The 26,910-nt window shown below is 73.7% G+C and carries 24 protein-coding genes, 1 pseudogene and 1 riboswitch; of the genes and pseudogenes, 10 read left to right on the top strand and 15 right to left on the bottom strand.

Translation table 11 applies throughout. The annotated features are described in order from the left end of the window. Nucleotides 1-53: 53 nt before the first annotated feature. Together SVTN_RS23475 and SVTN_RS45650 are read right to left on the bottom strand one after the other, a co-directional pair. Nucleotides 54-977 carry a decaprenyl-phosphate phosphoribosyltransferase gene (locus tag SVTN_RS23475; protein ID WP_041134175.1) on the bottom strand — a complete coding sequence of 308 codons (924 nt, stop codon included), beginning with the start codon at nucleotides 975-977 and terminating at the stop codon, nucleotides 54-56. A gap of 173 nt (nucleotides 978-1,150) precedes the next feature. Beyond that, a pseudogene (locus SVTN_RS45650) lies at nucleotides 1,151-1,660 on the bottom strand (phosphatase PAP2 family protein); the annotation flags it as partial. 578 nt (nucleotides 1,661-2,238) lie between these two features. Between SVTN_RS45650 and dprE1 the strand changes: the two are divergent. Both dprE1 and dprE2 read left to right on the top strand, forming a co-directional pair. Beyond that, complete coding sequence (gene dprE1, locus SVTN_RS23465) at nucleotides 2,239-3,615, top strand: decaprenylphosphoryl-beta-D-ribose oxidase (protein WP_041130869.1); 1,377 nt, start codon at nucleotides 2,239-2,241, stop codon at nucleotides 3,613-3,615. 12 nt (nucleotides 3,616-3,627) lie between these two features. Continuing rightward, complete coding sequence (dprE2, locus tag SVTN_RS23460; protein ID WP_041130868.1) at nucleotides 3,628-4,383, top strand: decaprenylphospho-beta-D-erythro-pentofuranosid-2-ulose 2-reductase; 756 nt, start codon at nucleotides 3,628-3,630, stop codon at nucleotides 4,381-4,383. A gap of 83 nt (nucleotides 4,384-4,466) precedes the next feature. Here dprE2 and SVTN_RS23455 read toward each other — a convergent pair whose 3' ends face one another. The 3 genes from SVTN_RS23455 to SVTN_RS23445 form a co-directional block, all read right to left on the bottom strand. Further along, nucleotides 4,467-5,057, bottom strand: coding sequence for a 2'-5' RNA ligase family protein (locus SVTN_RS23455; RefSeq protein WP_041130867.1), 591 nt, complete (start codon nucleotides 5,055-5,057; stop codon nucleotides 4,467-4,469). Between the two features lie 92 nt (nucleotides 5,058-5,149). Continuing rightward, nucleotides 5,150-6,163, bottom strand: a complete 1,014-nt coding sequence (gene trpS / locus SVTN_RS23450; RefSeq protein ID WP_041130866.1) for a tryptophan--tRNA ligase — start codon at nucleotides 6,161-6,163, stop codon at nucleotides 5,150-5,152. A gap of 107 nt (nucleotides 6,164-6,270) precedes the next feature. Next, nucleotides 6,271-7,539 carry a serine hydroxymethyltransferase gene (locus SVTN_RS23445; RefSeq protein ID WP_041130865.1) on the bottom strand — a complete coding sequence of 423 codons (1,269 nt, stop codon included), beginning with the start codon at nucleotides 7,537-7,539 and terminating at the stop codon, nucleotides 6,271-6,273. A 64-nt stretch (nucleotides 7,540-7,603) separates the two neighbouring features. Further along, a riboswitch (ZMP/ZTP riboswitch) is annotated at nucleotides 7,604-7,694 on the bottom strand. Nucleotides 7,695-7,817: 123 nt separating this feature from the next. On the opposite strand from SVTN_RS23445, the gene rocD reads away from it, so the two are divergent. Then, nucleotides 7,818-9,023: an ornithine--oxo-acid transaminase gene (gene rocD, locus SVTN_RS23440; protein ID WP_041130864.1), complete on the top strand. Its 1,206-nt coding sequence runs from the start codon at nucleotides 7,818-7,820 to the stop codon at nucleotides 9,021-9,023. A gap of 79 nt (nucleotides 9,024-9,102) precedes the next feature. Beyond that, nucleotides 9,103-9,798, top strand: coding sequence for a polysaccharide deacetylase family protein (locus SVTN_RS23435; RefSeq protein ID WP_041130863.1), 696 nt, complete (start codon nucleotides 9,103-9,105; stop codon nucleotides 9,796-9,798). Nucleotides 9,799-9,824: 26 nt separating this feature from the next. Here SVTN_RS23435 and SVTN_RS23430 read toward each other — a convergent pair whose 3' ends face one another. Next, on the bottom strand, nucleotides 9,825-11,009 hold the full coding sequence (locus SVTN_RS23430) for a glutathionylspermidine synthase family protein (protein WP_041130862.1): 1,185 nt from the start codon (nucleotides 11,007-11,009) through the stop codon (nucleotides 9,825-9,827). A gap of 18 nt (nucleotides 11,010-11,027) precedes the next feature. Further along, entirely contained in the window at nucleotides 11,028-11,318 is a 291-nt protein-coding gene (locus SVTN_RS23425) for a hypothetical protein (protein WP_041130861.1), read from the bottom strand. 115 nt (nucleotides 11,319-11,433) lie between these two features. Between SVTN_RS23425 and SVTN_RS23420 the strand changes: the two genes are divergently transcribed. Further along, a complete protein-coding gene (locus tag SVTN_RS23420) occupies nucleotides 11,434-12,273 on the top strand; it encodes a DMT family protein (RefSeq protein ID WP_041130860.1) in 840 nt (279 codons plus the stop codon). A gap of 16 nt (nucleotides 12,274-12,289) precedes the next feature. On the opposite strand, the gene pdxR is transcribed toward SVTN_RS23420, so the two are convergent. Next, nucleotides 12,290-13,780: a MocR-like pyridoxine biosynthesis transcription factor PdxR gene (pdxR, locus tag SVTN_RS23415; RefSeq protein ID WP_041130859.1), complete on the bottom strand. Its 1,491-nt coding sequence runs from the start codon at nucleotides 13,778-13,780 to the stop codon at nucleotides 12,290-12,292. A 47-nt stretch (nucleotides 13,781-13,827) separates the two neighbouring features. On the opposite strand from pdxR, the gene SVTN_RS23410 reads away from it, so the two are divergent. Continuing rightward, nucleotides 13,828-14,322, top strand: coding sequence for a carboxymuconolactone decarboxylase family protein (locus tag SVTN_RS23410; protein ID WP_041130858.1), 495 nt, complete (start codon nucleotides 13,828-13,830; stop codon nucleotides 14,320-14,322). Continuing rightward, nucleotides 14,319-15,053 (top strand): isocitrate lyase/PEP mutase family protein, encoded by a 735-nt coding sequence (locus tag SVTN_RS23405; protein WP_041130857.1) that lies wholly within the window; start codon nucleotides 14,319-14,321, stop codon nucleotides 15,051-15,053. The genes SVTN_RS23410 and SVTN_RS23405 overlap by 4 nt, the downstream gene beginning before the upstream one ends. Nucleotides 15,054-15,134: 81 nt before the next feature. Here the strand turns inward: SVTN_RS23405 and SVTN_RS23400 are convergent, their stop codons facing one another. The 3 genes from SVTN_RS23400 to SVTN_RS23390 all read right to left on the bottom strand — a co-directional run bounded on the left by SVTN_RS23400 (nucleotide 15,135) and on the right by SVTN_RS23390 (nucleotide 17,945). Then, the gene (locus SVTN_RS23400) at nucleotides 15,135-16,124 is read right to left on the bottom strand and encodes a malate dehydrogenase (RefSeq protein WP_041130856.1); all 990 of its coding nucleotides are present in this window, start codon (nucleotides 16,122-16,124) and stop codon (nucleotides 15,135-15,137) included. A 395-nt stretch (nucleotides 16,125-16,519) separates the two neighbouring features. Further along, nucleotides 16,520-17,083 carry a DUF3017 domain-containing protein gene (locus tag SVTN_RS23395; protein ID WP_041130855.1) on the bottom strand — a complete coding sequence of 188 codons (564 nt, stop codon included), beginning with the start codon at nucleotides 17,081-17,083 and terminating at the stop codon, nucleotides 16,520-16,522. Nucleotide 17,084: 1 nt separating this feature from the next. Then, complete coding sequence (locus SVTN_RS23390; RefSeq protein ID WP_041130854.1) at nucleotides 17,085-17,945, bottom strand: bifunctional methylenetetrahydrofolate dehydrogenase/methenyltetrahydrofolate cyclohydrolase; 861 nt, start codon at nucleotides 17,943-17,945, stop codon at nucleotides 17,085-17,087. A 231-nt stretch (nucleotides 17,946-18,176) separates the two neighbouring features. On the opposite strand from SVTN_RS23390, the gene SVTN_RS23385 reads away from it, so the two are divergent. Further along, nucleotides 18,177-18,902: an RDD family protein gene (locus tag SVTN_RS23385; RefSeq protein WP_041130853.1), complete on the top strand. Its 726-nt coding sequence runs from the start codon at nucleotides 18,177-18,179 to the stop codon at nucleotides 18,900-18,902. 69 nt (nucleotides 18,903-18,971) lie between these two features. On the opposite strand, the gene SVTN_RS23380 is transcribed toward SVTN_RS23385, so the two are convergent. The 3 genes from SVTN_RS23380 to purN all read right to left on the bottom strand — a co-directional run bounded on the left by SVTN_RS23380 (nucleotide 18,972) and on the right by purN (nucleotide 22,724). Then, complete coding sequence (locus tag SVTN_RS23380) at nucleotides 18,972-20,447, bottom strand: DUF2079 domain-containing protein (RefSeq protein WP_425428998.1); 1,476 nt, start codon at nucleotides 20,445-20,447, stop codon at nucleotides 18,972-18,974. Between the two features lie 107 nt (nucleotides 20,448-20,554). Then, on the bottom strand, nucleotides 20,555-22,120 hold the full coding sequence (purH, locus tag SVTN_RS23375; protein ID WP_041130852.1) for a bifunctional phosphoribosylaminoimidazolecarboxamide formyltransferase/IMP cyclohydrolase: 1,566 nt from the start codon (nucleotides 22,118-22,120) through the stop codon (nucleotides 20,555-20,557). Further along, the gene (gene purN / locus SVTN_RS23370) at nucleotides 22,095-22,724 is read right to left on the bottom strand and encodes a phosphoribosylglycinamide formyltransferase (RefSeq protein WP_041130851.1); all 630 of its coding nucleotides are present in this window, start codon (nucleotides 22,722-22,724) and stop codon (nucleotides 22,095-22,097) included. Before purN ends, purH begins: the two co-directional genes overlap by 26 nt. A gap of 311 nt (nucleotides 22,725-23,035) precedes the next feature. Between purN and SVTN_RS23365 the strand changes: the two genes are divergently transcribed. After that, nucleotides 23,036-23,800, top strand: coding sequence for a hypothetical protein (locus SVTN_RS23365; protein ID WP_052499265.1), 765 nt, complete (start codon nucleotides 23,036-23,038; stop codon nucleotides 23,798-23,800). Nucleotides 23,801-23,823: 23 nt separating this feature from the next. Here the strand turns inward: SVTN_RS23365 and SVTN_RS23360 are convergent, their stop codons facing one another. Next, nucleotides 23,824-25,371, bottom strand: a complete 1,548-nt coding sequence (locus SVTN_RS23360) for a cell division protein PerM (protein WP_099055221.1) — start codon at nucleotides 25,369-25,371, stop codon at nucleotides 23,824-23,826. A gap of 119 nt (nucleotides 25,372-25,490) precedes the next feature. Here SVTN_RS23360 and SVTN_RS23355 point away from each other — a divergent pair, with 119 nt between their 5' ends. Next, complete coding sequence (locus tag SVTN_RS23355) at nucleotides 25,491-26,888, top strand: helix-turn-helix domain-containing protein (RefSeq protein ID WP_041130849.1); 1,398 nt, start codon at nucleotides 25,491-25,493, stop codon at nucleotides 26,886-26,888. Nucleotides 26,889-26,910: the final 22 nt, after the last annotated feature.

Raw genomic sequence — 26,910 nt, 5'->3', positions numbered from 1 at the left:
TTCCACTCCTCGCGCCGTCGGATCACCCGGGTACGAGAATCCCCCGGCGGGGCTCACAGACCCGCGACCGACATCCCGTACAGCGCGGCCCATGCCAGACCGATGACGGCGAGCGGCCGGTCGCGCAGCACGACGTCCTCGGGCGCGCCCGCCGTGCCCCGGTCGGCGAAGACCGCGTACCGCAGGACCCCCAGGACGAAGGCGACCACGGAGAGCTGACGCCACGGCAGCGACGTCTCCGGTGGGCCTGCCTCCAGGGCCCACAGGCAGTATCCGAGGACGGCGGTGCCGGCCGCCAACTGCCAGACGAACCGCAGGTATCCCGTCGTGTACTGGGTGAGCAGCGCGCGCGTGGCGCCCTCGGCGCCCTCCATCTGGACGGCCTCGGAGTACCGCTTGGCGGCGACCATGAAGAGCGCGCCGAACCCGGTCGTGATGAGGAACCAGCGGGAGAGCGGGATGCCGAGCGCCACCCCGCCGATCATCGCCCGCATCAGGAAGCCGGTGGCGACGACGGCGAGGTCGACGACGAGGACGTGCTTGAGGCGGACGCAGTACGCGATCTGCATGACGAGGTACGCGACGAGGAGGGCGGCGGTCAGCGGGCCGCACAGCAGCGCGGCGGCGACGGCGGCCCCGAGGGCGAGGAGGATCCCGGCGCCGGTGGCGAGGGCGGCGGACACCTGCCCCGAGGCCACGGGGCGGCGGCACTTGACCGGGTGGGCGCGGTCGGCCTCGGCGTCGCGCGCGTCGTTGAGGAGGTAGACGGCGGAGGCGGCGGCCGTGAACAGGGCGAAGACGAGGGCGAGTCGGGCCCCGGTCTGCCAGGAGCCGAGCCGGCCGGCGGCGGCGGGCGCGGCGAGGACGAGCACGTTCTTGACCCACTGGCGGGGCCGTGCGGTCGTGACGAGCCCGAGCACCCGTCCGCCATGCGCCCGCGCGGGCGCGTGGCGGACGACGGCGGGGGCGTCGAGCACGGCGGCCGTCCCGCTCCGCCCGCTCACGAGAGGACGTCCCCACGCGCGCGCGTGACGGGGGCGAGGAGGCGGCCTGCCGCAGCCGGGAGACGGCGCCTCGCGGCGACTGCGGCCGGGGCCGAGGCCGAGAAGCGGCGGCCCTCGCCGATCAGGGCCGGGGGCAGGAGGTGGCCACCCGCCGCTGCCGTGGTGGCTCCGAGCAGGACGCCGGCGGCGATGTCGCTCGGGTAGTGGACGCCGACGACCAGGCGGGAGAGGCACACCGCGCCGGCCAGCGGGGCGGCGAGCCGACCGGCGGTCGGGTGGAGGGTGCCGAAGGCGACGACCGCGGCGGCGGCCGAGGTGGCGTGGGAGCTGGGGAAGGAGTGCCGGCCGGCCGTACGGACCAGGGGCTCGTACGTGTCCGGGGCCGGCCGGGGCCGCCGTACGAGCCGTTTGACGCCCATGCTCGCCAGGTGCGCGCCGGCGATCAGGGCGGTGCTCCGCAGCCAGCCGCTCCGGCGCGGTCGGTCGAGGGCGGCGGCGGTGAGCCCGGCGGCCAGCCAGAGGGCGCCGTGCTCGCCGCCGAGGGAGAGGCCCCGGGCGGCGGCGGCCACGCCGGGGCGCTGCCCGCAGCGGCGCAGGGCGGCGAGCAGACGGTGCTCGGCGAGGGTCCAGCCCGCCGCAGCCCCTGACGCGCCCAGGCCCCGGCCCGCCTCAGGCCTTGGCGCGGCCAGGCCCCGGCCCGCCTGACGTTCCCGCTCGGGCACGGCCCCGCCGGAGCCGCCGGGCCGCTCGGCCGAAGCCGGGCCCGGGCCCGGGCCATCGGGCCGCTCAGCGCCGTCGTTCCCCGTCTCCCCGATCGGACCGGCCGTGGCCGGACCCGCCGCGCCGGGCCGCCCCGCGGCGGCACGCCTCGGCCCACGGGCTGCCTCGCCCCGGGCCGGGCCCGCGCCGGGGTGCTCGGCCGAGGCAGGACCCACTCCGGGCCGCTCGGCCGAGGCCGGGCCCGTCGCACCGGGCCGTTCGGCCGGGGCCCGGCCCGTGTCGGGCCGTTCGGCGGCGTTGCCGGTCTCGGGGGGCCCGGGCGCGGCCCGTGTCGTTTCACGCATCCGTGGTGCCCCCTGTCGGGCCTCGCCGTTCCAGTCGGTCAACGCGACTCTCGCGCGGGCCGCGGTCGAGGGCACGAGGTCTCTTTCATGACACTCGTTTAATCACCCATTTCGACGAACGGCCACGTAATACCGACATAAGGCACATTCACAGCTATACGGTCACCATCATGGCTGTCGAGACCCACGTCCTGGACGACGACTGCGAAGCGATCACCGGCTGGGGCCGCACCGCCCCCACCCTCGCGCGCGTGCAGCGGCCCCGCGGGCACGCCGAGGTCGCGGAGGCCCTCCGGGCCTGCGGCCCCCGGGGCGCCGTCGCCCGCGGTCTCGGCCGCGCGTACGGCGACGCCGCCCAGAACGCCGGCGGCACCGTCCTCGACATGACCGGCCTCGACCGGATCCTGGCCGTCGACACCACCGCCGGCCTCGTCGCCTGCGAGGCCGGCGTCAGCCTGCACCGGCTGATGGAGGCGCTGCTGCCGTTCGGCTGGTTCGTCCCGGTCACCCCCGGCACCCGGTACGTGACCGTCGGCGGCGCGATCGGCGCCGACATCCACGGCAAGAACCACCACGTCTCGGGTTCCTTCGGCCGGCACGTGACCGCGCTCGAACTCCTCACCGCCGACGGCGAGATCAGGACCGTGGTGCCGGGGACGACGCTGTTCGACGCGACCACCGGCGGCATGGGCCTGACCGGGGTGATCCTCTCCGCCACCCTGCGGCTGCTGCCCGTCGAGACCTCCCTCATGCGCGTGGACACCGAACGCGTCCCCGACCTCGACGAGCTGATGGCCCGGCTCGACGACGGCGACCACCGCTACCGCTACTCCGTCGCCTGGATCGACCTGCTCGCCCGGGGCGCTGCCACCGGCCGCGCCGTCCTCACGCGCGGCGACCACGCCCCGTACGACGCGCTCCCCCGCCACCACCGGGCCCGCCGCGATCCGCTCGCCTTCCGCCCGGGGCGGCTGCCCGCGCCACCGCCGTACGTCCCCGGCGGGCTGCTCGGGCGGACGTCCGTGGGGCTGTTCAACGAGCTCTGGTACCGGGCGGCCCCCCGCGCCGCCACCGGCCGTCTCCAGTCGCTGCCGGCCTTCTTCCACCCCCTCGACGGCGTCCCCCACTGGAACCGGATCTACGGGCCCGCCGGCTTCGTCCAGTACCAGTTCGTCGTCCCGTACGGGCAGGAGGACACCCTCCGGCGGATCGTGCGGCGGATCGCGGACCACCGCTGCCCGTCCTTCCTCGCCGTCCTGAAACGGTTCGGCTCGGGCGACCCCGGCTGGCTCTCCTTCCCGCTCCCCGGCTGGACCCTCGCCCTCGACCTCCCCACCGGCCTCCCCGGCCTCGGCCGCTTCCTCGACGCGCTCGACGAGGAGGTCGTGGGCGCCGGCGGCCGGATCTACCTCGCCAAGGACTCCCGGGTCCGGCCGGAGACCCTGGCCGCGATGTACCCCCGGCTCGACGAGTTCCGGGCGCTGCGCGCCGCGCTCGACCCCCGGTCCGTCCTCACCTCGGACCTCGCCCGCCGTCTCGCCCTCTGAGGAGTACCCACCATGAAGGACGCCTTCGGTGCCCCGCAGTCCCTGCTCGTCCTCGGCGGCACCTCCGAGATCGGGCTCGCCACCGCCCGCCGGCTGATCGCGCGCCGCACGCGCGTGGTGTGGCTGGCCGGCCGCCCCTCCCCCGCGCTCACGGCCGCCGCCGACTCGCTGCGCGCGCTCGGCGCGGACGTGCGCACCGTGCCCTTCGACGCGCTCGACACCGAGTCGCACGAGGAACGGCTCGGGAAGGTCTTCACGGAGGGCGACATCGACATGGTGCTGCTCGCCTTCGGGGTCCTCGGCGACCAGGCGCGCGACGAGTCCGACCCCGTCGCCGCCGTCCGGGTCGCGCAGACCAACTACACGGGCGCCGTCTCGGCGGGTCTGGTGTGCGCGGGCGCGCTCCAGGCGCAGGGGCACGGTTCGCTGGTGGTGCTGTCGTCGGTGGCGGGCGAGCGGGCACGCCGCGCCAACTTCATCTACGGCTCGTCGAAGGCGGGCCTCGACGCCTTCGCGCAGGGCCTCGGGGACGCGCTGCACGGCACGGGCGTGCACGTCATGGTCGTACGGCCCGGGTTCGTGCGCTCGAAGATGACGGCCGGGCTCGCGGAGGCGCCGCTCGCGACGACCCCTGAGGCGGTCGCGGGCGCGATCGAGCTGGGGCTGCGGCGACGCTCGGAGACGGTGTGGGTGCCGGGGGCACTGCGGATGGTGATGGCGGCGGTACGGCACGTGCCGAGGCCGCTGTTCCGCCGCCTGCCGGTGTGACGTACGCCTGCCGGTGTGACCGCCCGCGGCTAGGCCGTCGGCGCCGGGGTGTCGACCGGGCTGCCGGTGTGACCGCCCAGGCTCTAGGCCGTCGGCGTCGGCTCGTCGACCGGGCTGCCGCCCTGTGCCGGGACCGCCGAGATCGGGCGGCCGCTGCCGAACTCGTAGTCGTACAGCTTCCGCCAGACTCCGTCCGGGCCCTGCTCGTACAGCGCGAAGGAGCGGCAGGTCCAGGCCGCCTCGTACCCGGCGAGCTCCTGGAACGCCCGGTCCATCCCCTCCTCGGAGATGCCGTGGGCGACGGTGACGTGCGGGTGGTACGGGAACTGCAGCTCGCGCGCGAGGGGGCCGGCCTCGTCGCGGATCAGGTGCTGGAGCCGGTTGCAGAGGGGCACGCCCTCGGCCAGCTTCACGAAGACGACCGGGGAGAGCGGCCGGAAGGTCCCGGTGCCCTCCAGGCGCACGGGGAACGGCTGGTGGCCGGCGGCGACGCCCGCGAGGTGCGCCTCGATCTCCGGCAGCCGCTCCTCGGTGACCTCGGTCGGCGGGACCAGGGTGATGTGCGTGGGGATGCCGTACGCGGCCGGGTCCCCGAAGCCGGCGCGCCGCTCCTGGAGCAGGCTGCCGTAGGGCTCCGGGACCGCGATCGAAACGCCGAGCGTTACGGTCCCCACGTCGTTCTCCTCCGTTGTCGGTCGACTTGTGTCGGGTGGTGCCAGCCGCCAGTGTGCGGCAGGCACCACCCTTTGGGCCAGGGTCCTCGGACTCAGTGCTTGGCGGGCAGGAAGCCGATGCGCTCGTACGTCTGCGCCAGCGTCTCGGCGGCCACGGCACGGGCCTTCTCCGCGCCCTTGGCCAGGACCGAGTCCAGCGTCTCCGGGTCGTCCAGGTATTCCTGGGTGCGGGACCGGAACGGCGTGACGAAGTCCACCATGACCTCGGCGAGATCCGTCTTCAGCGCGCCGTACATCTTGCCCTCGTAGCTCTTCTCCAGGTCCTCGACGGAGGTGGAGGTGAGCGTGGACATGATGCTGAGCAGGTTGGAGACGCCGGCCTTGTTCTCCGGGTCGAAGCGGATCACCGTCTCGGTGTCGGTGACCGCGCTCTTGACCTTCTTCGCGGTGACCTTCGGGTCGTCCAGGAGGTTGATGAGTCCCTTCGGCGTCGACGCCGACTTGCTCATCTTGATCGCCGGGTCCTGGAGGTCGTAGATCTTCCCCGTCTCCTTGAGGATGTACGGCGCGGGGATCGTGAACGTCTCGCCGAAGCGGCCGTTGAAGCGCTCCGCGAGGTCGCGGGTCAGCTCGATGTGCTGGCGCTGGTCCTCGCCGACCGGAACCTGGTCGGCCTGGTAGAGCAGGATGTCCGCGACCTGGAGGATCGGGTACGTGAAGAGGCCGACGGTGGCGCGGTCGGCGCCCTGCTTCGCGGACTTGTCCTTGAACTGGGTCATGCGGGAGGCCTCGCCGAAGCCGGTGAGGCAGTTCATGACCCAGCCGAGCTGTGCGTGCTCGGGGACGTGGCTCTGGATGAAGAGGGTGCAGCGCTCGGGGTCGAGACCGGCGGCGAGCAGCTGGGCGGCGGCGAGCCGGGTGTTGGCGCGCAGCTCGGCGGGGTCCTGCGGGACCGTGATCGCGTGCAGGTCGACGACCATGTAGAAGGCGTCGTGGGTCTCCTGCAGGGCGACCCACTGGCGGACGGCGCCGAGGTAGTTGCCGAGGTGGAACGAGCCTGCGGTGGGCTGGATTCCGGAGAGCACACGGGGACTGTCAGAGGCCATGCACATCATTCTCTCAGGTGTCGGGGCCGAACCCATCAAGGCCGATGAGACGCGCGACACAATCCCCCGCTCCCGAAGGAGCGGGGGGCGGGTCGGACGCCGGTGCGTCAGACGGGGAGGCCCGGGGCCGGGAACGCGGCCATCAGGTCGGCGACCTCCGCGCGGACGGCGGCGAGGGTCTCCTCGTCGCCCGTGCCCGCGGCGGCCACCGCGCGGTCGATCCACTCGGCGACCTGCGGCATGTGCGCGACGGTCAGGCCGCGGGAGGTGAGGGACGGGGTGCCGATGCGGATGCCGGAGGGGTCGAAGGGCTTCCGGGGGTCGTAAGGGACGGTGTTGTAGTTGACGACGATCCCGGCCCGGTCGAGGGCCTTCGCGGCGATCTTGCCCGGGACCTGCTTGGGGGTGAGGTCGATCAGGATCAGGTGGTTGTCGGTGCCGCCGGAGACCAGGTCGAAGCCGCGGGCGAGGAGCGCCTCGGCGAGGGCCTTGGCGTTGGCGACGACGGCGTGGGCGTAGTCGCGGAAGGAGGGCTGGGAGGCCTCGCGGAGGGCGACGGCGATGGCGGCGGTGGTCTGGTTGTGCGGGCCGCCCTGGAGGCCGGGGAAGACGGCCTTGTCGAGGGCCTTGGCGTGCTCCTCGGTGGACATGAGCATGGCGCCGCGCGGGCCGCGGAGGGTCTTGTGGGTGGTCGTGGAGATGACGTCCACGTGCCCGACCGGGGACGGGTGGGCGCCGCCGGCGATGAGGCCGGCGATGTGGGCGACGTCGGCGACGAGGACGGCGCCGGACTCGCGGGCGATCTCGCCGAAGGCGGCGAAGTCGATGGTGCGGGGCAGGGCGGTGCCGCCGCAGAAGATGACCTTCGGGCGCTCCTTGAGGGCGAGCTCGCGGACCTGGTCGAAGTCGATGAGCCCGTTGTCCTTGCGCACGCCGTACTGGACGCCCTGGAACCAGGTGCCGGTGGCGGAGACGCCCCAGCCGTGGGTGAGGTGGCCGCCCATCGGCAGGGCCATGCCCATGACGGTGTCGCCGGGCTTCGCGAAGGCGAGGTAGACGGCGAGGTTGGCCGGGGAGCCGGAGTAGGGCTGGACGTTGGCGTGGTCGACGCCGAAGAGGGCCTTGGCGCGCTCGATGGCGAGGGTCTCGACCTGGTCGATGTTCTGCTGGCCCTCGTAGTAGCGGCGGCCGGGGTAGCCCTCGCTGTACTTGTTCTGGAGGACGGTGCCGGAGGCTTCGAGGACGGCGGCGGAGACGTAGTTCTCGCTGGGGATGAGGCGCAGGGTCTCGGCCTGGAGCCGTTCCTCGGCGCCGACGAGGGCGGCGAGCTCGGGGTCGGCGGCGGTGAGTGCGGGGTGCTGCTGCGGTGCGGTCATGGTGGTGTCCTCCGGGCGTTCGGCGGAACGGTCCCGGGGCTGAGGTGCGCACGGGACCGGGGGCCCGTGATGCCCAGGCGAGCGGCACCTCGTGTGGTGGAGCGCGCGCGGCTTCCCCGGGGTCGCTTCCCCGTACGCCAGTCGCCGTGCGTGTTTCCAGGGTAGCTGGCGCGCCGTCGCCGAGGTTTCCCTGTCCGGCATCCGAGCGACGATAAGAAAGGGGCCACAGCCCCCTGGGGACGAGCCACCCCCCGAGCCGCAGGACGAACGGAGATCCCGTGTCGAGGACAGAAGACGCGATCGCTTCCGCGGACGCGCACAGCGCTCACAACTACCACCCCCTTCCGGTCGTCGTCGCCTCGGCGGACGGCGCCTGGATGACCGATGTCGAGGGCCGTCGCTATCTCGACATGCTCGCCGGGTACTCGGCGCTCAACTTCGGGCACGGCAACCGGCGTCTGATCGACGCCGCGAAGGCGCAGCTGGAGCGGGTGACGCTGACCTCGCGCGCCTTCCACCACGACCGGTTCGCCGAGTTCTGCGCGCAGCTCGCGGAGCTGTGCGGGAAGGAGGCGGTGCTGCCGATGAACACGGGGGCGGAGGCGGTCGAGACGGCCGTGAAGACCGCCCGGAAGTGGGGGTACGAGGTGAAGGGCGTGCCGGACGGGCACGCGAAGATCGTGGTGGCGGCGAACAACTTCCACGGCCGGACGACGACGATCGTGAGCTTCTCGACGGACCACGAGGCGCGCGACCACTACGGGCCGTACACGCCGGGCTTCGAGATCGTGCCGTACGGGGATCTGACGGCGATGGAGGCGGCGGTCACCGCGCACACGGTGGCCGTGCTGATCGAGCCGATCCAGGGCGAGGCGGGGGTCCTGGTCCCGCCGGCCGGCTATCTGGCGGGGGTGCGGGAGCTGACCCGCCGGAAGAACGTGCTGTTCATGGCGGACGAGATCCAGTCGGGGCTCGGCCGGACGGGGCGGACGTTCGCGTGCGAGCACGAGGGCGTGGTGCCGGACGTGTACGTCCTGGGGAAGGCGCTGGGCGGCGGGGTGGTGCCGGTGTCGGCGGTGGTGGCCGACCGTGACGTCCTCGGGGTCTTCCGGCCGGGTGAGCACGGGTCGACGTTCGGCGGGAACCCGCTGGCCTGCGCGGTGGCCCTGGAGGTGATCGCGATGCTGCGGACGGGCGAGTTCCAGGAGCGGGCGGCGGAGCTGGGCGAGCACCTCCACGCGGAGCTGGGGCTGCTCGTGGGCGGCGGCGCGGTGGAGGCGGTGCGCGGGCGCGGGCTGTGGGCCGGCGTGGACATCGTGCCGTCGAAGGGCACGGGCCGGCAGATCTCGGAGCGGCTGATGGAGCGGGGGGTCCTGGTGAAGGACACCCACGGGTCGACGATCCGGATCGCTCCGCCGCTGGTGATCAGCAAGGAGGACCTGGACTGGGGTCTCGAGCAGTTGCGGGGGGTCTTGTCGGACTGACGGCGTCCGTTTGGAGGGGGTGGCGAGCCGTCAACTCGACTCATTGACACCGGACTTGGTCTAGGCCAATGATGCCGCCATGCCGAGACTCCGTCTGCGTCACGCCGTGCGTGCCGCGCTCGCCGCCCTCGTCCCGCTCGCGCTCCTCGGCGCGTTCACCGGACCCGCGCACGCCGCCCCGGAGGCGGCCTGGCCCGAGCCCGTCCCGGTGGTCTCCCACGTGGAGACCACCGACCCGGTCGTCTTCATCACGATCGACGACGGCTGGTACCACGATCCCGCCGCCGCGCGGCTGCTGCTCGACCGCCGGGTACCCGCGTCGCTCTTCCTGCTGCCCGGGGCGTACTCGTACGACTCCGGCTACTTCCACACCCTGCTCGACCAGGGCCGCTCCCGCGTCGAGAACCACACCGTCGACCACCCGGACCTGACCACCCTCGACGCCGCCGGGCAGAAGGCGGAGGTGTGCGGGGCCCGCGAGCAGCACCTCGCGCAGTTCGGCGACGGACCGCGGCTGCTGCGCCCGCCGTACGGCACGTACGACGCGACCACCCGGACCACCGCGCGGGAGTGCGGGGCGAAGGCGCTGGTCACGTGGACGTACGACCTGACGACCTGGGGCCAGTGGACCCCGCCGACCCCGCGGCTCAAGGCCGGCGACATCATCCTGCTGCACTTCAACGAGACGGTGGCGCAGGACCTGAAGCGGGCCCTGGACGCGGCGGAGGCGGCGGGCCTGAAGCCGGCGCCGCTGCGGGAGTACGTCCCCGAGTAGGCCCGAGGAGGCCCGAGCAGCCCCGGCTACAGGATCACGTGCGGGAGGAAGCGGGCGTACTCGTCGGTGACGAGGCCCGCCGACTCCCGGATGCCGAGCCCCGCCGCCTCGTCCTCGACGACCCACGCGCCGAGCACCACCCGGTTGCCGTCGAAGTCGGGCAGCGGGGCCAGCTCCTGGTAGCAGCAGGCCTCCCCGTCCCGTACGAAGGGCTCCGTGCCGGCCTCGTGCAGGGTGACGCCCGCGCCCTCGCGGCCGAGCAGCGGCTTGGCGACCCAGCCGGTGGTGGCGGCGAGTTCGCGCGGCCCGTCGAGGTGGGCGGGCAGCAGGTTGGGGTGGCCCGGGTTCAGCTCCCACAGGATCGCGAGGAGCGCCTTGTTGGAGAGCAGCATCTTCCAGGCGGGCTCGATCCAGCAGGTGGTGCCGGTGCCGCCGCCGTTGTCGAGGGTGTCCAGGACGTGCCGGCCGAAGCGGTCGGTGGTCAGCCACTCCCACGGGTAGAGCTTGAAGCAGCTGCGGATGAAGCGGAGCCGGTCGTCGACGAAGCGGCGCGAGAGCCGGTCCCAGCCGATCCGCTCGACGGAGAGCATCTCGGTGTCGATCCCGGCCTGCTGGGCGGTCTCGCGCAGGTACGCGACCGTCATCAGGTCCTCGCCGAGTTCGTCGCCGTCCGAGTGGGCGAAGTGCAGGGGGCCGGGCGGGAGCAGATGGGCCTGGCGCTTCCAGGCGTCGACGAGCCGCTCGTGGAGGGAGTTCCACTGGTCGGCGCCGGGGAACCGTTCCTCCATCCAGAACCACTGCGGGCTCGCGGCCTCCACGAGGGAGGTCGGGGTGTCGGCGTTGTACTCCAGCATCTTGGCCGGGCCGGTGCCGTCGTAGCGCAGGTCGAAGCGGCCGTACAGGGAGGGGAGTTCGGCGCGGCGCCGCCAGGACTCGGCGACCAGGCCCGCCAGCTTCGGGTCGGTGATCCCGAGCTCGGCGAAACGGTTCTGCTCGACGATGTGTTCGGCCGCCGCCAGGCACAGGGCGTGCAGCTCCTCGACGACCTCCTCCAGGGCCTCGACCTCGGGCAGCGAGAAGGAGTAGTACGCGCTCTCGTCCCAGTACGGGCGCAGCGAACCGTCCGGGTAGCGGGTCAGCGGGTAGACGAGCCCCTGCTCCTCGACCGTCTGCTGCCAGCCGGGCCTGGGCTCGATGGTGTGGCGTTCCATGGTGCGCGCCGGCCCGCCTCAGCCGCCGCCGGTGCCGGAGCAGCCGAAGCCGCCGGTGTCCACGGCGGTCTTGTCGAAGCTGCCGCCGCTCACCTTGCGGTCGCGTACGGTGCCGCCGTAGTAGTACGAGCCGCGGGTGCTGCTGTTGCCGTCGCTCCCGCCGCCGCTCTCGCAGCGGTAGCTGGGCAGCTCCTCCCGGGTCAGCGGGTCCACGCACCGCTTGTCCGGCTCCGAACCGCACGCGGTGATCGTCGCCGCGAGCACGCCCATCCCGCCGAGCACCACCGTGCTCGACCTCAGCTTCCGCATGTCCGTCGCCTCCCCTTCGCCCTCGCGAACGCGCCGCGACCGCACAGTGTAGGCCGGTGATTTCCGGCCTCTGATTTCCGGCCGCACGCCCTAGAGTCGGTTCGTGCTACTCGGGATGATTTGTGCGCTGGCCTCGTCCGTCTGCTTCGGCGCGGCCTCGGTCCTCCAGGCGATGGCCGCCCGTGCCGCCGAGCCGGGGACGGGCGGCGGCGTCGACGTCGCGCTGATGTGGCGGGCCCTTAGGCAGTGGCGCTATCTGGCCGGCCTCGGGGCGGACGGCCTGGGCTTCGTGCTGCAGATCGTGGCGCTGCGGACGCTCCCCATCTACGTGGTGGGCGCGGCGCTCGCCGCGAGTCTGGCGGTCACGGCGGTCATCGCCTCCCGTGTCCTCAAGGTGCGGCTGAGCCGGGTGGAGTGGGCGGCCGTCGCCGTGGTCTGCGCGGGGCTCGCGATGCTGGCGCTCGCCTCCGGCAAGGAGGGCCACCGGGACGTCTCGGAGGCGCTGCGCTGGGCGCTGCTCGGGATCTCCTTCGGGGTCCTGCTGCTCGGCATGGCGGCGGGCCGGCTGCCGGCGCGGTCCCGGGCGCTCGTCCTCGGTCTCGGGGCGGGTTTCGGCTTCGGGGTGGTGGAGATCGCGGTCCGGCTGATCGACGGCATCGACTTCACCGATCCCGTCTGGTACGCGCTCCTCGTCGGCGGCGGGGCCGCGTTCATGCTGCTGACCTCGGCGCTCCAGCGCGGCTCGGTGACCACGGCGACGGCGGGCGCGGTGCTGGGAGAAACGATCGGCCCCGCGATCGTGGGGGTGGCCTGGCTCGGGGACCGTACGCGGGAGGGGCTCAACTGGCTGGCGATCCTCGGTTTCGCCGTGGCGGTGGCGGGCTCCCTGACCCTGGCCCGCTTCGGCGAGGCGCCGGCCCCGGTCCCCTCCCCGGAGACGATCGCCCCGTCCTGACCGGCCGCGTGAGCCCTCAGGGCAGTACGCCGCACAGGGCCCGGAGGGCGCCCTGCCAGCCGCTGTCCGGAGGTGTGGCGTAGCCGACGACGAGGCCGTCGAGGGTGGGCGGCACCGTGGGGCGGCGGAACTGGTTGACGCCCTGGACGGCGAGGCCGCGCCAGGCGGCGGCCCGCAGGGTGGCCTGCTCGGTGCCGGGCGGGAGGGCCAGGACGGCGTGGAGGCCGGCCGCGATGCCGCTGACCCGGGTCTCCGGGGAGTGCGCGGCGACGGCCGCCACCAGCTGGTCGCGGCGCCGCCGGTAGCGCAGCCGCATCGCCCGTACGTGCCGGTCGTACGCCCCCGAGCGCAGGAACTCCGCGAACGCCAGCTGGTCCGGCGCGCTCGACGACCAGTCCACGTCCCCCTTCGCCGCCGCCACCTCCGTCGCCAGGCCCTTCGGCAGGACCATCCAGGCGAGGCGGAGGCCGGGCGCGAGGGACTTGCTCGCGGTGCCGAAGTAGACGACGCGCTCGGGGTCGAGGCCCTGGAGGGCTCCGACCGGCTGCCGGTCGTAGCGGAACTCCCCGTCGTAGTCGTCCTCCAGGACGAAGCCGCCGGAGGCCCGCGCCCAGTCGACGACCGCCGCCCGCCGGTCCGGGGGCAGGGCGCCGCCCAATGGGTACTGGTGGGCGGCCGTCATGAGGACCGCGCCGCACCCGTCGAGGGCGGCCAACTCCTCGGTCCTCGTGCCGTGTTCGTCGAAGGCCAGGACGGGCGTGCCGAGTCCGGCCCTTCTCAGGAGGTCGTCGTGGAGCCCGAGCCCGTACGACTCGACGGCCACGTCCCGTACGCCCCGGGCCCGCAGCACCTGGCCGATCAGCATCAGGCCGTGCACGAAGCCCGCGCAGATCACGATCCGCTCGGGCCGGGCGTGCACGCCCCGGGCGCGGGCGAGGTACTCGGCGAGCGCGGCGCGCAGTTCGGGCCTGCCGCGCGGGTCGCCGTACCCGAAGGCCTCGTTGGGGGCGTCGGTGAGGGCCCGGCGGTACGCCTTGAGCCAGTCGGCGCGCGGGAAGGAGGCGAGGTCGGGGGTGCCGGAGTTGAGGTTGTGCACGGGTGCGGCGGGCCGGCCCGTACCGGCCGGCGGGGCCGACGGGTGCGGCGAATGGGGTCTCCCCTGCTCGAGCGAAGCCGAGAGCTTGGGGAACGACGGCGCGGGCGTGCGGGACGGCGGGCCGGAGAGCTCCGGCGCGCGGGGCGCGGTCCGGCGGGCGACGCGGGTCCCGGAGCCCTGCCGGGCGGTGAGCCAGCCCTCGGCGACCAGCTCGGCGTACGCGTCGGCGACGGTGTTGCGGGCCATGCCGAGGTCGGCGGCGAGCTGGCGGGAGGACGGCAGCCGCGTACCGGCCTCCAGGCGCCCGCTGCGGACCGCCTCCCGCAGGGCGTCCATGAGGCCCGCGCGGAGCCGGGTGCCGCGGACTTCCAGATGGAGGTCGGCCCCGAAACTGGCCCACTCGTTCGCCATGGAAATGGACCATACCGCTGAGCCATCGGCTTCGTACGGTGGACGGCATGACGACGGCACTCACCGAGCAGTACGCCCACGAGCACGCACCCCGCATGCCCCTCGCCGAGCACCTCCCCGAGTTCTACCGGGCCATGATCCGGCTGGAGACGGCGGCCGCGAAGGACATCGACCCGACCCTGTACCACCTGATCAAGCTCCGGGCCTCGCAGATCAACCGCTGTGCGTTCTGCATCGACATGCACAGCAAGGACGCGCTGGCCGAGGGCGAGAGCATCGAGCGGATCGTGCAGCTGGCCGCCTGGGAGGAGTCCCGGCACTTCTACACCGAGCGCGAGCTCGCCGCGCTCGCCCTCACCGAGGCCGTCACCGTCCTCACCGACGGCTTCGTCCCCGACGAGGTGTACGCGAAGGCCGCCGCGCACTTCGACGAGACCGAGCTCGCCCGGGTCATCGCCGCGATCGTCACGATCAACGCCTGGAACCGGATCGGCGTCACCACCCGGATGACGCCCGGCCACTACACCCCGCGCCCCGCATGAGCGCCGAGACGTTCCGGGCCCTCCACCGGGACCGGCCCGCCGACGGTCCGCTCGTGCTGCCCGGCCCGTGGGACGCGGCGAGCGCCCGCGCCTTCGAGGCGGCCGGACATCCGGCGCTCGCCACGCCGAGCGCGGGGATCGCGGCCTCCCTCGGGTACGAGGACGGGGCGACCCCGGCGGCGGAGATGTTCGCCGCGGTGGCGCGGATCGTCCGCGCCGTCTCCGTACCCGTCACGGCGGACCTGGAGGGCGGCTACGGCCTTCCGGCGGCCGAACTGGTCGAACGGGTGCGGGAGTCCGGGGCGGTCGGCGTCAACCTGGAGGACAGCGGCCCCGACCGGGCGCTCAAGGACCCGCAGGCGCACGCGGACTGGCTGGCGGAGGTGAGGGCCGCGGCGGGCTCCGGACTCTTCGTCAACGCGCGCGTGGACGTGTACATCCGCGGGGCGTCCGACCCCCTGGCGGAGGCGATCGCCCGGGCCGGGCTCTACGCGTCGGCGGGCGCGGACTGCGTCTACCCGATCGCGGCCCCGCCCACCGACCTCCCGGCCCTGCGCGCCGCCCTCGGCGACCTGCCGGTCAACGCGCTGGCGGTACGGGGCGGCCCGTCCTTCCCGGAACTGGGCCGCCTGGGTGCCACCAGGATCACCTTCGGGGACGGCCTGCTTGTGCGGGCCCTGGAGGACGTGACGTCCCTGGCGACGAGCCTCCGGGAGACGAACGGCCTCTGAGGACACATGAAACGGCGCCCCCGGGCCGTACGGTCGGTCGTACGGCCCGGGGGCGCCGGGACTATGAAGCCGGACTCAGCTTCAGATCAGGCCGAGCTCGCGGACCGCGTCGCGCTCCTCGACGAGCTCCTGCACGGAGGCGTCGATGCGGGCGCGGGAGAAGTCGTTGATCTCCAGGCCCTGGACGATCTCGTACTTGCCGTCCTTGCAGGTGACCGGGAAGGAGGAGATCAGGCCCTCCGGGACGCCGTAGGAGCCGTCGGACGGGACGCCCATGGAGGTCCAGTCGCCCTCGGCGGTGCCGTTGACCCAGGTGTAGACGTGGTCGATGGCGGCGTTGGCGGCGGAGGCCGCGGAGGACGCGCCACGGGCGTCGATGATCGCGGCGCCGCGCTTGGCGACGGTCGGGATGAACTGCTCGGCCAGCCACGCCTCGTCGTTCACGATCTCGGCGGCGTTCTTGCCGGCGATCTGCGCGTGGAAGATGTCCGGGTACTGGGTCGCGGAGTGGTTGCCCCAGATGGTGAGGCGCTTGATGTCCTCGACCGAGGAGCCGGTCTTCTGGGCCAGCTGCGTCAGGGCGCGGTTGTGGTCCAGGCGGGTCATCGCGGTGAAGCGCTCGGCCGGGACGCCCTTGGCGGCGGACTGGGCGATCAGGGCGTTGGTGTTGGCCGGGTTGCCGACGACCAGGACCTTGATGTCGTCCGCGGCGTGGGCGGCGATGGCCTCGCCCTGCGGCTTGAAGATGCCGCCGTTGGCGGCGAGCAGGTCGCCGCGCTCCATGCCCGGGCCGCGCGGGCGGGCGCCGACGAGCAGGCCGATGTTGGCGCCCTCGAAGCCCTTGTTCGGGTCGTCGAAGATGTCGATGCCCTTGAGCAGCGGGAACGCGCAGTCGTCGAGCTCCATGGCGGTGCCCTCGGCGGCCTTCACGCCCTGCGGGATCTCGAGGAGGCGCAGCTTGACCGGCACGTCCGCGCCGAGCAGGTGGCCGGAGGCGATGCGGAAGAGCAGCGCGTAGCCGATCTGGCCGGCCGCGCCGGTCACGGTGACATTCACGGGAGTGCGGGTCATGGCGATCTCCGTAAGACAGCTGGCGGTGGGGGTCCCTGCCCCTGGTGCTGGACAGCTCCCCTGATCGACGATCGATCACGTGATCGGTCGGTGTCTCGACGTGAAGAGATATCCAGCGGTCAGGCTATCCGACCCGGACCCCCGCGAATCCCCATCCCCTTGTGGTCCGGCTCACTGCCACCCGTCCGGGGAGGTTCCGGGGCGCCCGTCCGGGAGGTTCCGGGACGCCCGGCGAGTGCGGAACCGACGTAGCGGAATGGTCACTTCCGTGCCACAGCGCGCCGACGGAGCTTGAACCGACCTTGGCACGTACATGACCCTGGATCATGACGGCGCCCGCCCTCCCACGGGGGAGAGGGCGGGCGCCGCACTTCACGAGCCGAAAGGCCGACGGGCTACGTCACCGTGAGGTGGAGTACGTCCTCCAGGAACGGGATCCGCAGCCACGGCCCCGGCTGGACCATGAGTGCGAGCAGCACGATCAGGCCGCCCATCACCCCGTACGTGATCACGTCCGTGAAGCGGGAGCGGACGGCCAGCATGCCGACGGACGGCACCACCCGGCGCATCGCCGCGCCCGCGAGGAGCGCGGCCCCGACCAGGATCGCCCCCACCCGGAAGGACTGCGGGAAGGGATCCGTCCCCACCACGAGCAGACCGAGCCCCGCGAGCACGAGGACGGTGAGCAGCGGCCACTGGCGGGCGGGCGCCGGGGCGTCGCCGGGGGCGGCCCGGCGGCCGCCCTCGGGGCGCGCGGTCCCGGCGGTGACGACGGTGGGCTTCGGACGCTTGAAACCGCCTGCGGCAGGCGCTGCTTGGGGACCACCCGCAGCGTGCGCGGTTTGGGAACCGCCCGCGGCGTGCGCGGTTTGGGAACCGTCCACGGCGGGCGTCGTTCCTCCGGCCCGCGACGCGGCTTCGTCCGGACTGCCGGGCACCCCCGGCGTCCCGGAGGTCACCTCAGAGCGCCGCGGCCGCGCGCTCGGCGGCCTCGACGACGTTGACGAGGAGCTGCGCACGGGTCATCGGGCCCACGCCACCGGGGTTCGGGGAGATCCAGGCGGCCACCTCGGCGACGCCCGGGTCCACGTCGCCGACGATCTTGCCCTCGCCGTTGCGCGAGACGCCGACGTCGAGGACGGCCGCGCCCGGCTTCACGTCCTCGGGCTTGATGAGGTGCGGGACACCGGCCGCCGCGACGATGATGTCGGCGCCCCGCAGGTGCGCCGAGAGGTCCCGGGTGCCGGTGTGGCACTGGGTCACGGTGGCGTTCTCGGAGCGGCGGGTCAGGATGAGCGGCATCGGGCGCCCGATGGTGACGCCGCGTCCGACGACCACGACCTCGGCGCCGTTGATCTCCACGCCGTGGGCGCGGAGCAGGGTGACGATGCCGTTCGGCGTGCAGGGCAGCGGGGCGGGCTCGTTGAGGACGAGCCGGCCGAGGTTGGTCGGGTGCAGACCGTCCGCGTCCTTGGCCGGATCCATCAGTTCCAGGATGCGGTTCTCGTCGATGCCCTTGGGCAGCGGCAGCTGGACGATGTAACCGGTGCAGGCCGGGTCCTCGTTGAGCTCCCGTACGACCGCCTCGATCTCCTCCTGGGTGGCGGTGCCCGGCAGGGTGCGCTGGATGGAGGCGAGGCCGACCTCCGCGCAGTCGCGGTGCTTTCCGGCGACGTACTTCTGGCTGGCCGGGTCGTCGCCGACCAGGACCGTGCCGAGGCCGGGCGTGATGCCCTTCTCCTTGAGGGCCGCCACACGGACGGTCAGATCGGACTTGATCGCGGCTGCGGTGGCCTTGCCATCGAGAATCTGGGCGCTCATGCCGCTATCCTCCCGGATGACCCTGCCCATGTTCCAATCCGGACGCCTCCGGAACCGGCGGCGGCGCGTTGCTGTCCTACAACACATCTGCATTCCGGCTGGACAAACTTATGCGCCACTTATGACGATGGGGGCCGAACAGTGCCGCGGGCACTGCCGGGGGGCGCACCACAGAACAACCATGTTTCCTCCGCGTGACCGCGTCGTCCCCGCAACGGAGGAAAGCCCCACATGAGCTTCGGTGACCCGAACAACCCGTACGGCCAGCAGCCCCAGCAGCCCCCGCAGGGCCAGCCCGGTTACGGCTACCCGCAGCAGGCCCCGCAGGGCGTTCCCCCGCAGCAGGGCTACGGCTACCCGCAGCAGCAGCCGGGCGCGTACCCGCAGGCGCCGGGCACCATCCAGGCCAACAACGGCTACATCAACGTGCACGGCCTCGGCACCGTGCAGGTCGCCTCGATGGGTCTGCGGTTCGGCGCGCGCCTGATCGACGGTGTCGCCATCGCCATCGTGTACTGGATCCTGTCGGCCATCGGCCTGGCCGGCGTGGTGGGCGCGTCCAAGAGCGTCGACGACTGCACCGGCCTGGACCCGATGTCCTCGGCGTACCAGACCTGCCTCAACGACCAGGCCGAGGCGGTCGGCGGCATGTTCGCCGCCCTCATCGGCGTGTTCTTCCTGCTGTTCCTCGCCACCATGCTCTACGAGTGGCTGATGGTCGCCTTCGTCGGCGCCACGCTCGGCAAGATGGCCCTGGGCCTGCGCGTCGTCAAGGAGAACACGGGCGGCAAGCCGGGTCTCGGCGGCGGCTTCATCCGCTGGATCATCCCGACCGTCGGTGCCCTCCTCTGCTACATCGGCGCGATCCTGGTCTTCCTGTCCCCGTTCTTCGACAGCACGGGCAAGACGCAGGGCTGGCACGACCGTGCCGCCGGCACGCTCGTCATCAAGAAGTAACGCTCCGGCAGATCCTCTGCCGCTGCCGCTCCGCGGGCCGTCCGGTGCACACCGGGCGGCCCGTGGCCGTTACCGCCTCTTCAGGACCGCGAAGCCGTCCGAGCGGTACGTGATCTCGTACCGCGCCTCCGGGTGCAGCTGCGCGGCCAGCTGCGCCGGATCCGACACCTGCTGCCCCCAGCCGCGCAGGTCGAAGGCGAGATAGTCCGGGGTGGCGCCCTTCGACGTGCCCACCCAGTAGACCCGGTGGTCCGCCGTGAGGTGGGCGAGGAGCGGGACGTCCGCCTCGACGCTCGCCCCGTCCGGCACCGCGTCGACCGCTGCCCGCGCCTCCACGGTCCGGCTGTCCGTCCGGTACGTCTCCGACTTGAGGAGCTCCCGCAGCGGCAGGTTCGCGGCGAGGACGAGCGCGACCGCCGTCGCGACCGGGACCACGACCTTCCCGTACGAGACGAGCCAGGCGCGCGGCGAGGTGCGGACCGAGCGGACGCCGTCCACGAGGGCCAGGAAGACGACCGGCATCAGGATCGCGCTGTAGTGCCAGTGCATGCCCCAGTGGTTGGGGTCCTGGGAGAGGAAGCGCCAGCCCAGGGTCGGCAGGACGAGCAGGGCCAGCGGGGAGCGCAGGGCGAGGAAGCCGGTGATCGCGAACAGGTAGAAGACCATCTCCCACCGCTCGCCGGAGCCGAGGGCGTCGGCGACGATCTGCCCGAAGGAGGTGTCGGCGCCCGTGCCGGTCTTCTCGATCTTGGACCAGTAGTCGTACTGGCCGAGCTTGCTCGCCGCCGGGATCAGGACGAGGACCGTCAGCGCGAAGGCGGCCGTGCCGAAGCCGGCCAGGGCCGCGCCCAGCTTCTTCTGCCCCTTCAGGAAGAGGACCGCGCCGACCATGGCGACGGTGAGCCCCATGTCCTCCTTGACCAGGACGAGCGGGGCGGACCAGGCGGCGGCCGCGGTCCAGCGCCCGAGGAGCAGGGCCCGGCAGGTCAGGGCGAGCAGCGGGACGGCGAAGGCGATCTCGTGGAAGTCGGACTTGACGGCCTCCTGGAGCCCCCAGGAGAGCCCGTACGCGATCGTCAGGCCGATGCCGGCGGCGCGGCTGCCGAGGATCTGCTGGGTGGTGCGGCCGACGACGACGGCGGAGGCGGCGAAGAGCGCGGCCTGCCCGAGGAGCAGGGAGGCCGGGGAGGGCCAGATCCAGTAGAGCGGCGCGAGCAGTGCGGTGACGGGGCTGAAGTGGTCGCCGAGTATGGGGAAGCCGGGGCCCTTGATGTCGACGACGGGGGCCCGGAACTCGGCGTACGCCCGGACCGACTGCCCGAAGATCCCGAGGTCCCAGGAGGGCGTGCGGAAGTGCGCGTACTGCACCCAGGAGTACAGGAAGTACAGGCCGCAGAGGACGCCCGCGAGGATCAGGTACGGGCGGAGCGGGGCCGGGGAGAGGCCGTCGGACGGCTCCGCGTCGGTGGACTCGACAGCGGGCCTGTTCAGTACGTCCAACACCACGTCCCCCACTACCGGCGGCCGACAAAAGAGCCAACCCATTAGAACAGAGTCCACTCGTTCGGCGGACCTTGTCGCAGGGTCCCGGGAACGGGAGCGGCCCGTCGGCACCGGTGAGGTGCCGACGGGCCGCTACGGGGCGCCTACCGTCAGTGGAAGAAGTGGCGCGTGCCCGTGAAGTACATCGTCACGCCCGCGTTCTTCGCGGCCTCGACGACCAGCTCGTCGCGGACCGAGCCGCCCGGCTGGACGACCGCCTTCACGCCGGCGGCCGTGAGGATCTCCAGGCCGTCGGGGAAGGGGAAGAAGGCGTCGGAGGCGGCGTACGAGCCGCGCGCCCGCTCCTCGCCCGCCCGCTCGACCGCGAGCTTCGCGGAGTCGACGCGGTTGACCTGGCCCATGCCGACGCCGACCGAGGCGCCGTCCTTGGCGAGCAGGATCGCGTTGGACTTGACCGCGCGGCAGGCCTTCCAGGCGAAGGCGAGCTCGGCGAGCTCCTCGGCGGAGAGCGCCTCGCCGGTCGCGAGGGTCCAGTTCGCCGGGTCGTCGCCCTCGGCCTGGAGGCGGTCGGTGACCTGGAGGAGGGCGCCGCCGTCGATCGGCTTGACCTCGACCGGGTTGGCCGGGGCGCCCTCGGCCTTCAGGACGCGGATGTTCTTCTTCTTGGCGAGGATCTCGACCGCGCCGTCCTCGTAGCCGGGGGCCACGATGACCTCGGTGAAGATCTCCGCGACCTGCTCGGCCATCGCGACGGAGACCGGGCGGTTGACGGCGATGACGCCGCCGAACGCGGACAGCGGGTCGCAGGCGTGCGCCTTGCGGTGGGCCTCGGCGACGTCGGCGCCGATCGCGATGCCGCACGGGTTGGCGTGCTTGATGATCGCGACGCAGGGCTCGGTGTGGTCGTACGCGGCCCGGCGCGCGGCGTCGGTGTCCGTGAAGTTGTTGTACGACATCTCCTTGCCGTGCAGCTGCTCCGCCTCGGCCAGGCCGCCGGTGCCGTCGACGTAGAGCGCGGCGCCCTGGTGGGGGTTCTCGCCGTAGCGCAGGACGTTCTTGCGCTCGTACGTGGCGCCCAGGAAGTCGGGGAAGCCGGAGTCGTCGGCGGCGGCGTAGTCGTCGGCGAACCAGGAGGCCACGGCCACGTCGTACGCGGCGGTGTGCTGGAAGGCCTCGGCGGCGAGCCGCTTGCGGGCGGTCAGGTCGAAGCCGCCGGCCTGGACGGCGGCGAGCACGTCGGCGTACCGCTCGGGGCTGGTGACGATCGCGACCGACGGGTGGTTCTTGGCGGCGGCGCGGACCATCGACGGGCCGCCGATGTCGATCTGCTCGACGCACTCGTCCGGGGTGGCGCCGGAGGCGACCGTCTCACGGAACGGGTAGAGGTTCACGACGACCAGGTCGAAGGGCTCCACGCCGAGCTCGGCGAGCTGCTCGCGGTGCGACTCCAGGCGCAGGTCGGCGAGGATGCCGGCGTGCACGCGCGGGTGGAGGGTCTTGACGCGCCCGTCGAGGCACTCGGGGAAGCCGGTCAGCTCCTCGACCTTGGTGACGGGCACCCCGGCGGCGGCGATCTTCCCGGCGGTGGAGCCGGTGGAGACGAGCTCGACACCGGCCTCGTGCAGACCGCGGGCCAGCTCCTCGAGCCCCGTCTTGTCGTAGACGCTGACCAGCGCGCGGCGGATGGGCTTAACGGTGTCCGTGTTCACCGACATGAACCTTTCGTCCCTCAATGCGGTAGCCGTGCCGGGCGAGACGCCCCACGACGTCGACGAGCAGCGAGCGCTCGACTTCCTTGATGCGCTCGTGCAGAGCGGCTTCATCGTCCTCGTCCCGCACCTCGACCACGCCCTGGGCGATGATCGGGCCGGTGTCGACACCGTCGTCGACGAAGTGGACGGTGCACCCGGTGACCTTCGCGCCGTACGCGAGGGCGTCACGCACCCCGTGGGCACCGGGAAAACTGGGGAGGAGCGCCGGGTGGGTGTTGACGACCCGGCCGCCGAAGCGGGCGAGGAACTCCTTGCCGACGATCTTCATGAAACCGGCCGAGACGACGAGGTCCGGCTCGTACGCGGCGGTGGCCTCGGTCAGCGCGCGGTCCCACTCCTCGCGGGTCGCGTGGTCCTTCACCCGGCGGACGAAGGTGGGGATCCCGGCGCGCTCGGCGCGCTCCAGGCCGACGATGGAGTCGCGGTCGGCGCCGACGGCGACGATCTCCGCGCCGTATCCCTCGGGGTCGGCGGCGATCGCGTCGAGGAGGGCCTGCAGATTGGTACCGGACCCGGAGACCAGGACGACGAGGCGGGCGGCAGCCACTGGGTCACTCTTTCCGTGGTGTTTGTGCGGTCGTACGAACGAATCGTGCCCCTCGATACGGGGAACCCTACGAATGGCTCGACCGTCAGCAACGATACCGGCACACGGGGACGGCCCCCACGGGACGGGGGCGGAGCAGGGCGGTAGCGTCAGGGTCCGACGCCGGACGCGCACCGGACCGGGCAGGGAACCAGGGCCCGTTCGGGCGGGGGACGGCCCGGCGGACGAGCAGCAGACGAGACAGCACGAGACAGCAGCGGAGACCACGGGTGCGGCCGTGGTCGAGACGACAGAGGGAAGACGTTCAGCAGATGCCGGAACGCCAGTCCACGGACGACAACAACCCGTTCGCGCCGCCGCCCGAGGGCCGGCCGGATCAGCCGTGGCAGCCGCGGCGACCGGAGGGCTCGGACGACGACACGTCCGGCACCCCGGACTCGTCGGGGCCGTCCGACGGCCGCTGGAGCCCGCGCCAGCCGGGCCCCTCCCAGGACGGCTGGGGCCGGGGACCGGAGCGCCAGGGAGGCGGCCAGGGCGGGCCGGAGGGCGGCCCCGGACAGGGCGGCGCCGGGCGGGGCCCGGGCATCCGCTGGGACCCGACGGACCCGGCGCAGCGACGGGCGCGGTACGCGATCCTCTCGGGCATGTGGGGCTTCTTCTTCGCGATCTTCGAGATCCCGGAGCTGGCGCTGCTGCTCGGCTCCCTCGGCCTCTACTGGGCGATCAGCTCGCTGCGCGCGAAGCCGAAGGCGGCGGGGGAAGTGTCGCCGACATCACAGCCCCAGGCCCCGTCCCCGTCCCCTGCCCAGGCGGCTCCCCGGGCGGCTTCCGCCGAGGGGCAGCCGGCGGGGGCGTCCGCCGCGACCGCTCCGCTCCGCTCGATGCGGACGGCGGCGATCAGCGGTCTCGTCGCGGCGAGCCTGGCCCTGATGATCGTCGCGGTGGGCTTCACCATGCAGATCGTCTACCGCGACTTCTACGAGTGCCGCGACGACGCCCTGACCCACGCGGGCGAGCTGGCCTGCAACGACCTCCTGCCGAAGCCGCTGCGCGCGGGCTTCGGGGTACGGGAGTAGTCGCCCTCTCCGGTTCCGGTCGGTCAGTTCTGGTCGGCGGAAGGCGGCGGGGAGGGTTCCCAGGCCGCCGGGAGGTAGTCGTACGGCTCGTACCCGGGGTCTCCGAAGGGGTCGGCGATCGGGTCCACGTACGAGTCGCCCGAGTCGCCGTCGGAGGCCTGGCGGGTGCCGGTCTCCGGCGGCGTCTCCGTGGAACCTGAAGGGGGCACGGGCGGGGCCTCGGGCGAGGCGGCCGCGGCGGGCATCCCGGCCACCGCTGCCACGGGAGCTGCCGTGGGGGCCGCGACGGGGGCCGCCGCCGGAGTCGGCGCGGGCACGGACGGCATCGGCGGCACGGACGGCACCGGCGCAGGCGCGGGCCTGGTCCCGGGCCTCCGGGAGCGCGGAATCCGGCGGCCCCAGGCCCGTACCCCGAGCGCCACCGGCACCCCCGCGCAGGTCCCCCACAGCACCGCCGCCGCGCCCGCCTGCCACCACACCGGGCCGAAGGCCGAGAGCCGGCCGCCGCCGAGCGGGCCGCCCGCCGCGCCCGCGAGGACGGCGACGGCCGCCCCGTACGCCCAGGCCGCGCCGAACGCCGCGAGGGCCGCGTCCCGGGCCGCCCAGCTCCGGGCCGCGCGGCCCGCGCGACGGCCCTGGACCACGGCGGCTGCCAGCGGGACCGCCGCGGTCGCCCAGTGCGCCCAGGTGCCGCGCCCCTCGGCGGGCAGCGCGGCCAGGAGCGGGAAGGGCGGCACGGCCGGGTCGCCGACGAGACCCAGCGGGGTCGCGAGCGCGCCCGTACCGAGGACGAAGCCGGGGCCGAGTCCGTACGCGGCTCCCCAGACGGCCGCGTTCGGCAGCAGCGCGAGGACGAGCAGCAGGACCGTCACCCGGCCGGACCACTCCCCCGCGAGCCCTGCGAAGGAGGCCTGCGCACGGCTCGCGTGCCAGGCGAGGGAGACCCCCGCGGCCACCGCGCCGCCGCCGAGCAGCGTGACGAGTCCGAGCCCGGCGGCGCGCAGGGCGGCTGCCGTCCGCTGCCCGGGCAGCGGACGGCCGAGCGCCGTCCAGACGCCCGCGCCCGCCGCGCCGGTGACGACGGCGGGCAGCCAGAGTCCGGCGGTGACGAGGTCGGCGGGCAGGGGGCCGCTCTCGCTGTAGACCACGACGGCGGCCGCGACCAGCAGGTACCCCCCGGCCACGGCGGCGAGGGCGCCGCTCGGGGAGGGGCGCGGCCGGGCCCCGTCGTCACCCGGGTCGAGGGTGTCGCGGGCGGCCCGGTGGACGAGCCAGAGGGGCAGGGCCGCGAGGAGCATCGGGACGATGCCGAGGGGCGCGGGCAGGCCGGACAGGGTGTCCGTACGGACCAGGTCCACGCCGTGCGCGAGCAGCCAGATCCCGGCGGCGACGTGCAGGGCGCCGACGGGGCCGCTGTCGGGGTACGGAGAGCTGATCCAGGCCGCGATCACCAGGACCGCGAGGGTGCCGAGACCGAGTCCGGCGGCCAGCCCGCCCCGGACGCAGGCGGTGGCGAGCGCGGCGGAACGACCGCCCTGGACCAGGGGGTGCGGCTCGGTCACATGGGTCACGGAGTCATGGTGCCAACGACACGCGCTTTCACCGCGTAACAGGCAAACATCCGCTGTGTCGCTCAATATACGTTTATGTACTTTTCCGCCCAGAGCAGCTCTGCGGGAGGTCGACGCCGATGAGCCGGAGCACCGCGGATTCCGCACCCTCCGTCACCCTGCCGACCCCGAAGGAGCGGCGCAGGTTGCGTGAAGCCCTCGCCCTCAGCGAGGAGCAGGTCGCCGAGGCCATGGGCGTCACGAAGGCAACGGTCAGGGCCTGGGAGACCGGCCGCTCGACCCCCCGCGGCCGCAAGCGCGAGGCCTACGCGAGGCTGCTCACCGGCCACGACCCGGAGCCCCCGCCGGCGCGGCCGGAGCCCCGGCCGGAGGCGGAGGAAAAGGCCCGACAGGAAACGGCGTCGGCCGAGGCCCGACCGGAGGCGGCAGAGGCCCAGGTCCAGCCTCCCGCGGCCGCCGCGGCGAGGCCCTCCGCCGGGTCGGGCGCCCCCGCGGCGGCGTCCCCCGCGGCAGCCGGCGTCCGGCCCAAGGCCGCCGCCAAGCGGGCCGCCAAGCCGCCGCGGGCCCCGTCCCCGGTCCCGGCCATCGCTCCGGGTCCCGCCCGCAAAGGCGCCGCGAAGCCGCCGGAGCGGCTGAAACCGGTGGAGGTCCCCGTGGAAGCGGAACCCGCCGCGCCGGAGCTCACGCCCGAGGCTCCGGCGGAACCCGCCGTACCGGGGCTCACCCCCGAGGAGGCCTTCGACGCGCTGTACGCGTACATCGCGCCCGGCCTCGTCCACCAGACGTACCTGCTCACCGGCCGCCGCGGGCTCTCCCGCGAGGCCGTCGAGCACGCCTTCCACCACGCCTGGCAGCGCTGGCCCGAGGTGGCCGTGGACGCGGACCCGGCAGGCTGGGTACGGGCGGCGGCGTACGAGTACGCCCTCTCCCCCTGGCACCGGCTGCGCCGCGCCCACAAGCACCCCGACGCCCCGCCGGCCGAGGCGGGCCACCGGGCGCTGCTCGGCGCGCTCCTCGACCTGCCCCCGGCGTACCGCCGCACCGTCCTGCTCTACGACGGGCTCGGCCTGGACCTGCCGGAGACGGCGGCCGAGACGGAGGCGAGCACTCCCGCCGCCGCGAACCGGCTGCTGCACGCCCGTACCGTCATCGCGAAGCAGGTCCCGGAGCTCGCCGCCCCCGAGGACCTGCACCGACGTCTGAGCGCGCTGGTCGCGGAGGCGCCGGCGGCGGCCCTCCCGGCCGCGCGCGCGGTCCGGACGGGCAGCGAACGCCGGGCCCGCACCTGGACGCGGGCGGTGCTGGGGGTGACGGCGATCCTCATCGCGGTCACCGGTTTCACGGTGGCGACCGCGCCGACCCGCTACATCCCGGTGAACGCCCCCGGCGAGACCGTCAACGGGGTGCCCGTGCGCGGCGGCCCGCAGAAGCTCCGCCCGGAGGACGTGGAGCTCCGCAACAAGCTGCGCTCGGAGCCCAACCCGGGCCCGGAGCGGCTGGTCCCGGCGGTCGAGTGACGCGTGCGGACACGCGGACGTA

This window comes from Streptomyces vietnamensis (assembly GCF_000830005.1).
GTDB lineage: Bacteria > Actinomycetota > Actinomycetes > Streptomycetales > Streptomycetaceae > Streptomyces > Streptomyces vietnamensis.
Note: the sequence above shows the minus strand (reverse complement) of the source record. Positions and strands in the feature narration are given on the sequence as shown.

Coding starts and splice junctions, on each gene's coding strand:
- SVTN_RS23425 (WP_041130861.1), bottom strand. CDS start 11,318: ATGCGGAAGCTGAGGTCGAGCACGGTGGTGCTCGGCGGGATGGGCGTG.
- trpS (WP_041130866.1), bottom strand. CDS start 6,163: ATGGCCTCTGACAGTCCCCGTGTGCTCTCCGGAATCCAGCCCACCGCA.
- SVTN_RS23410 (WP_041130858.1), top strand. CDS start 13,828: ATGACGACGGCACTCACCGAGCAGTACGCCCACGAGCACGCACCCCGC.
- dprE1 (WP_041130869.1), top strand. CDS start 2,239: ATGGCTGTCGAGACCCACGTCCTGGACGACGACTGCGAAGCGATCACC.
- SVTN_RS23380 (WP_425428998.1), bottom strand. CDS start 20,447: ATGGGTTGGCTCTTTTGTCGGCCGCCGGTAGTGGGGGACGTGGTGTTG.
- SVTN_RS23420 (WP_041130860.1), top strand. CDS start 11,434: ATGATTTGTGCGCTGGCCTCGTCCGTCTGCTTCGGCGCGGCCTCGGTC.
- SVTN_RS23355 (WP_041130849.1), top strand. CDS start 25,491: ATGAGCCGGAGCACCGCGGATTCCGCACCCTCCGTCACCCTGCCGACC.
- SVTN_RS23385 (WP_041130853.1), top strand. CDS start 18,177: ATGAGCTTCGGTGACCCGAACAACCCGTACGGCCAGCAGCCCCAGCAG.
- SVTN_RS23445 (WP_041130865.1), bottom strand. CDS start 7,539: ATGACCGCACCGCAGCAGCACCCCGCACTCACCGCCGCCGACCCCGAG.
- purH (WP_041130852.1), bottom strand. CDS start 22,120: ATGTCGGTGAACACGGACACCGTTAAGCCCATCCGCCGCGCGCTGGTC.
- SVTN_RS23400 (WP_041130856.1), bottom strand. CDS start 16,124: ATGACCCGCACTCCCGTGAATGTCACCGTGACCGGCGCGGCCGGCCAG.
- SVTN_RS23405 (WP_041130857.1), top strand. CDS start 14,319: ATGAGCGCCGAGACGTTCCGGGCCCTCCACCGGGACCGGCCCGCCGAC.
- pdxR (WP_041130859.1), bottom strand. CDS start 13,780: ATGGCGAACGAGTGGGCCAGTTTCGGGGCCGACCTCCATCTGGAAGTC.
- dprE2 (WP_041130868.1), top strand. CDS start 3,628: ATGAAGGACGCCTTCGGTGCCCCGCAGTCCCTGCTCGTCCTCGGCGGC.
- SVTN_RS23435 (WP_041130863.1), top strand. CDS start 9,103: ATGCCGAGACTCCGTCTGCGTCACGCCGTGCGTGCCGCGCTCGCCGCC.
- SVTN_RS23430 (WP_041130862.1), bottom strand. CDS start 11,009: ATGGAACGCCACACCATCGAGCCCAGGCCCGGCTGGCAGCAGACGGTC.
- SVTN_RS23390 (WP_041130854.1), bottom strand. CDS start 17,945: ATGAGCGCCCAGATTCTCGATGGCAAGGCCACCGCAGCCGCGATCAAG.
- SVTN_RS23365 (WP_052499265.1), top strand. CDS start 23,036: ATGCCGGAACGCCAGTCCACGGACGACAACAACCCGTTCGCGCCGCCG.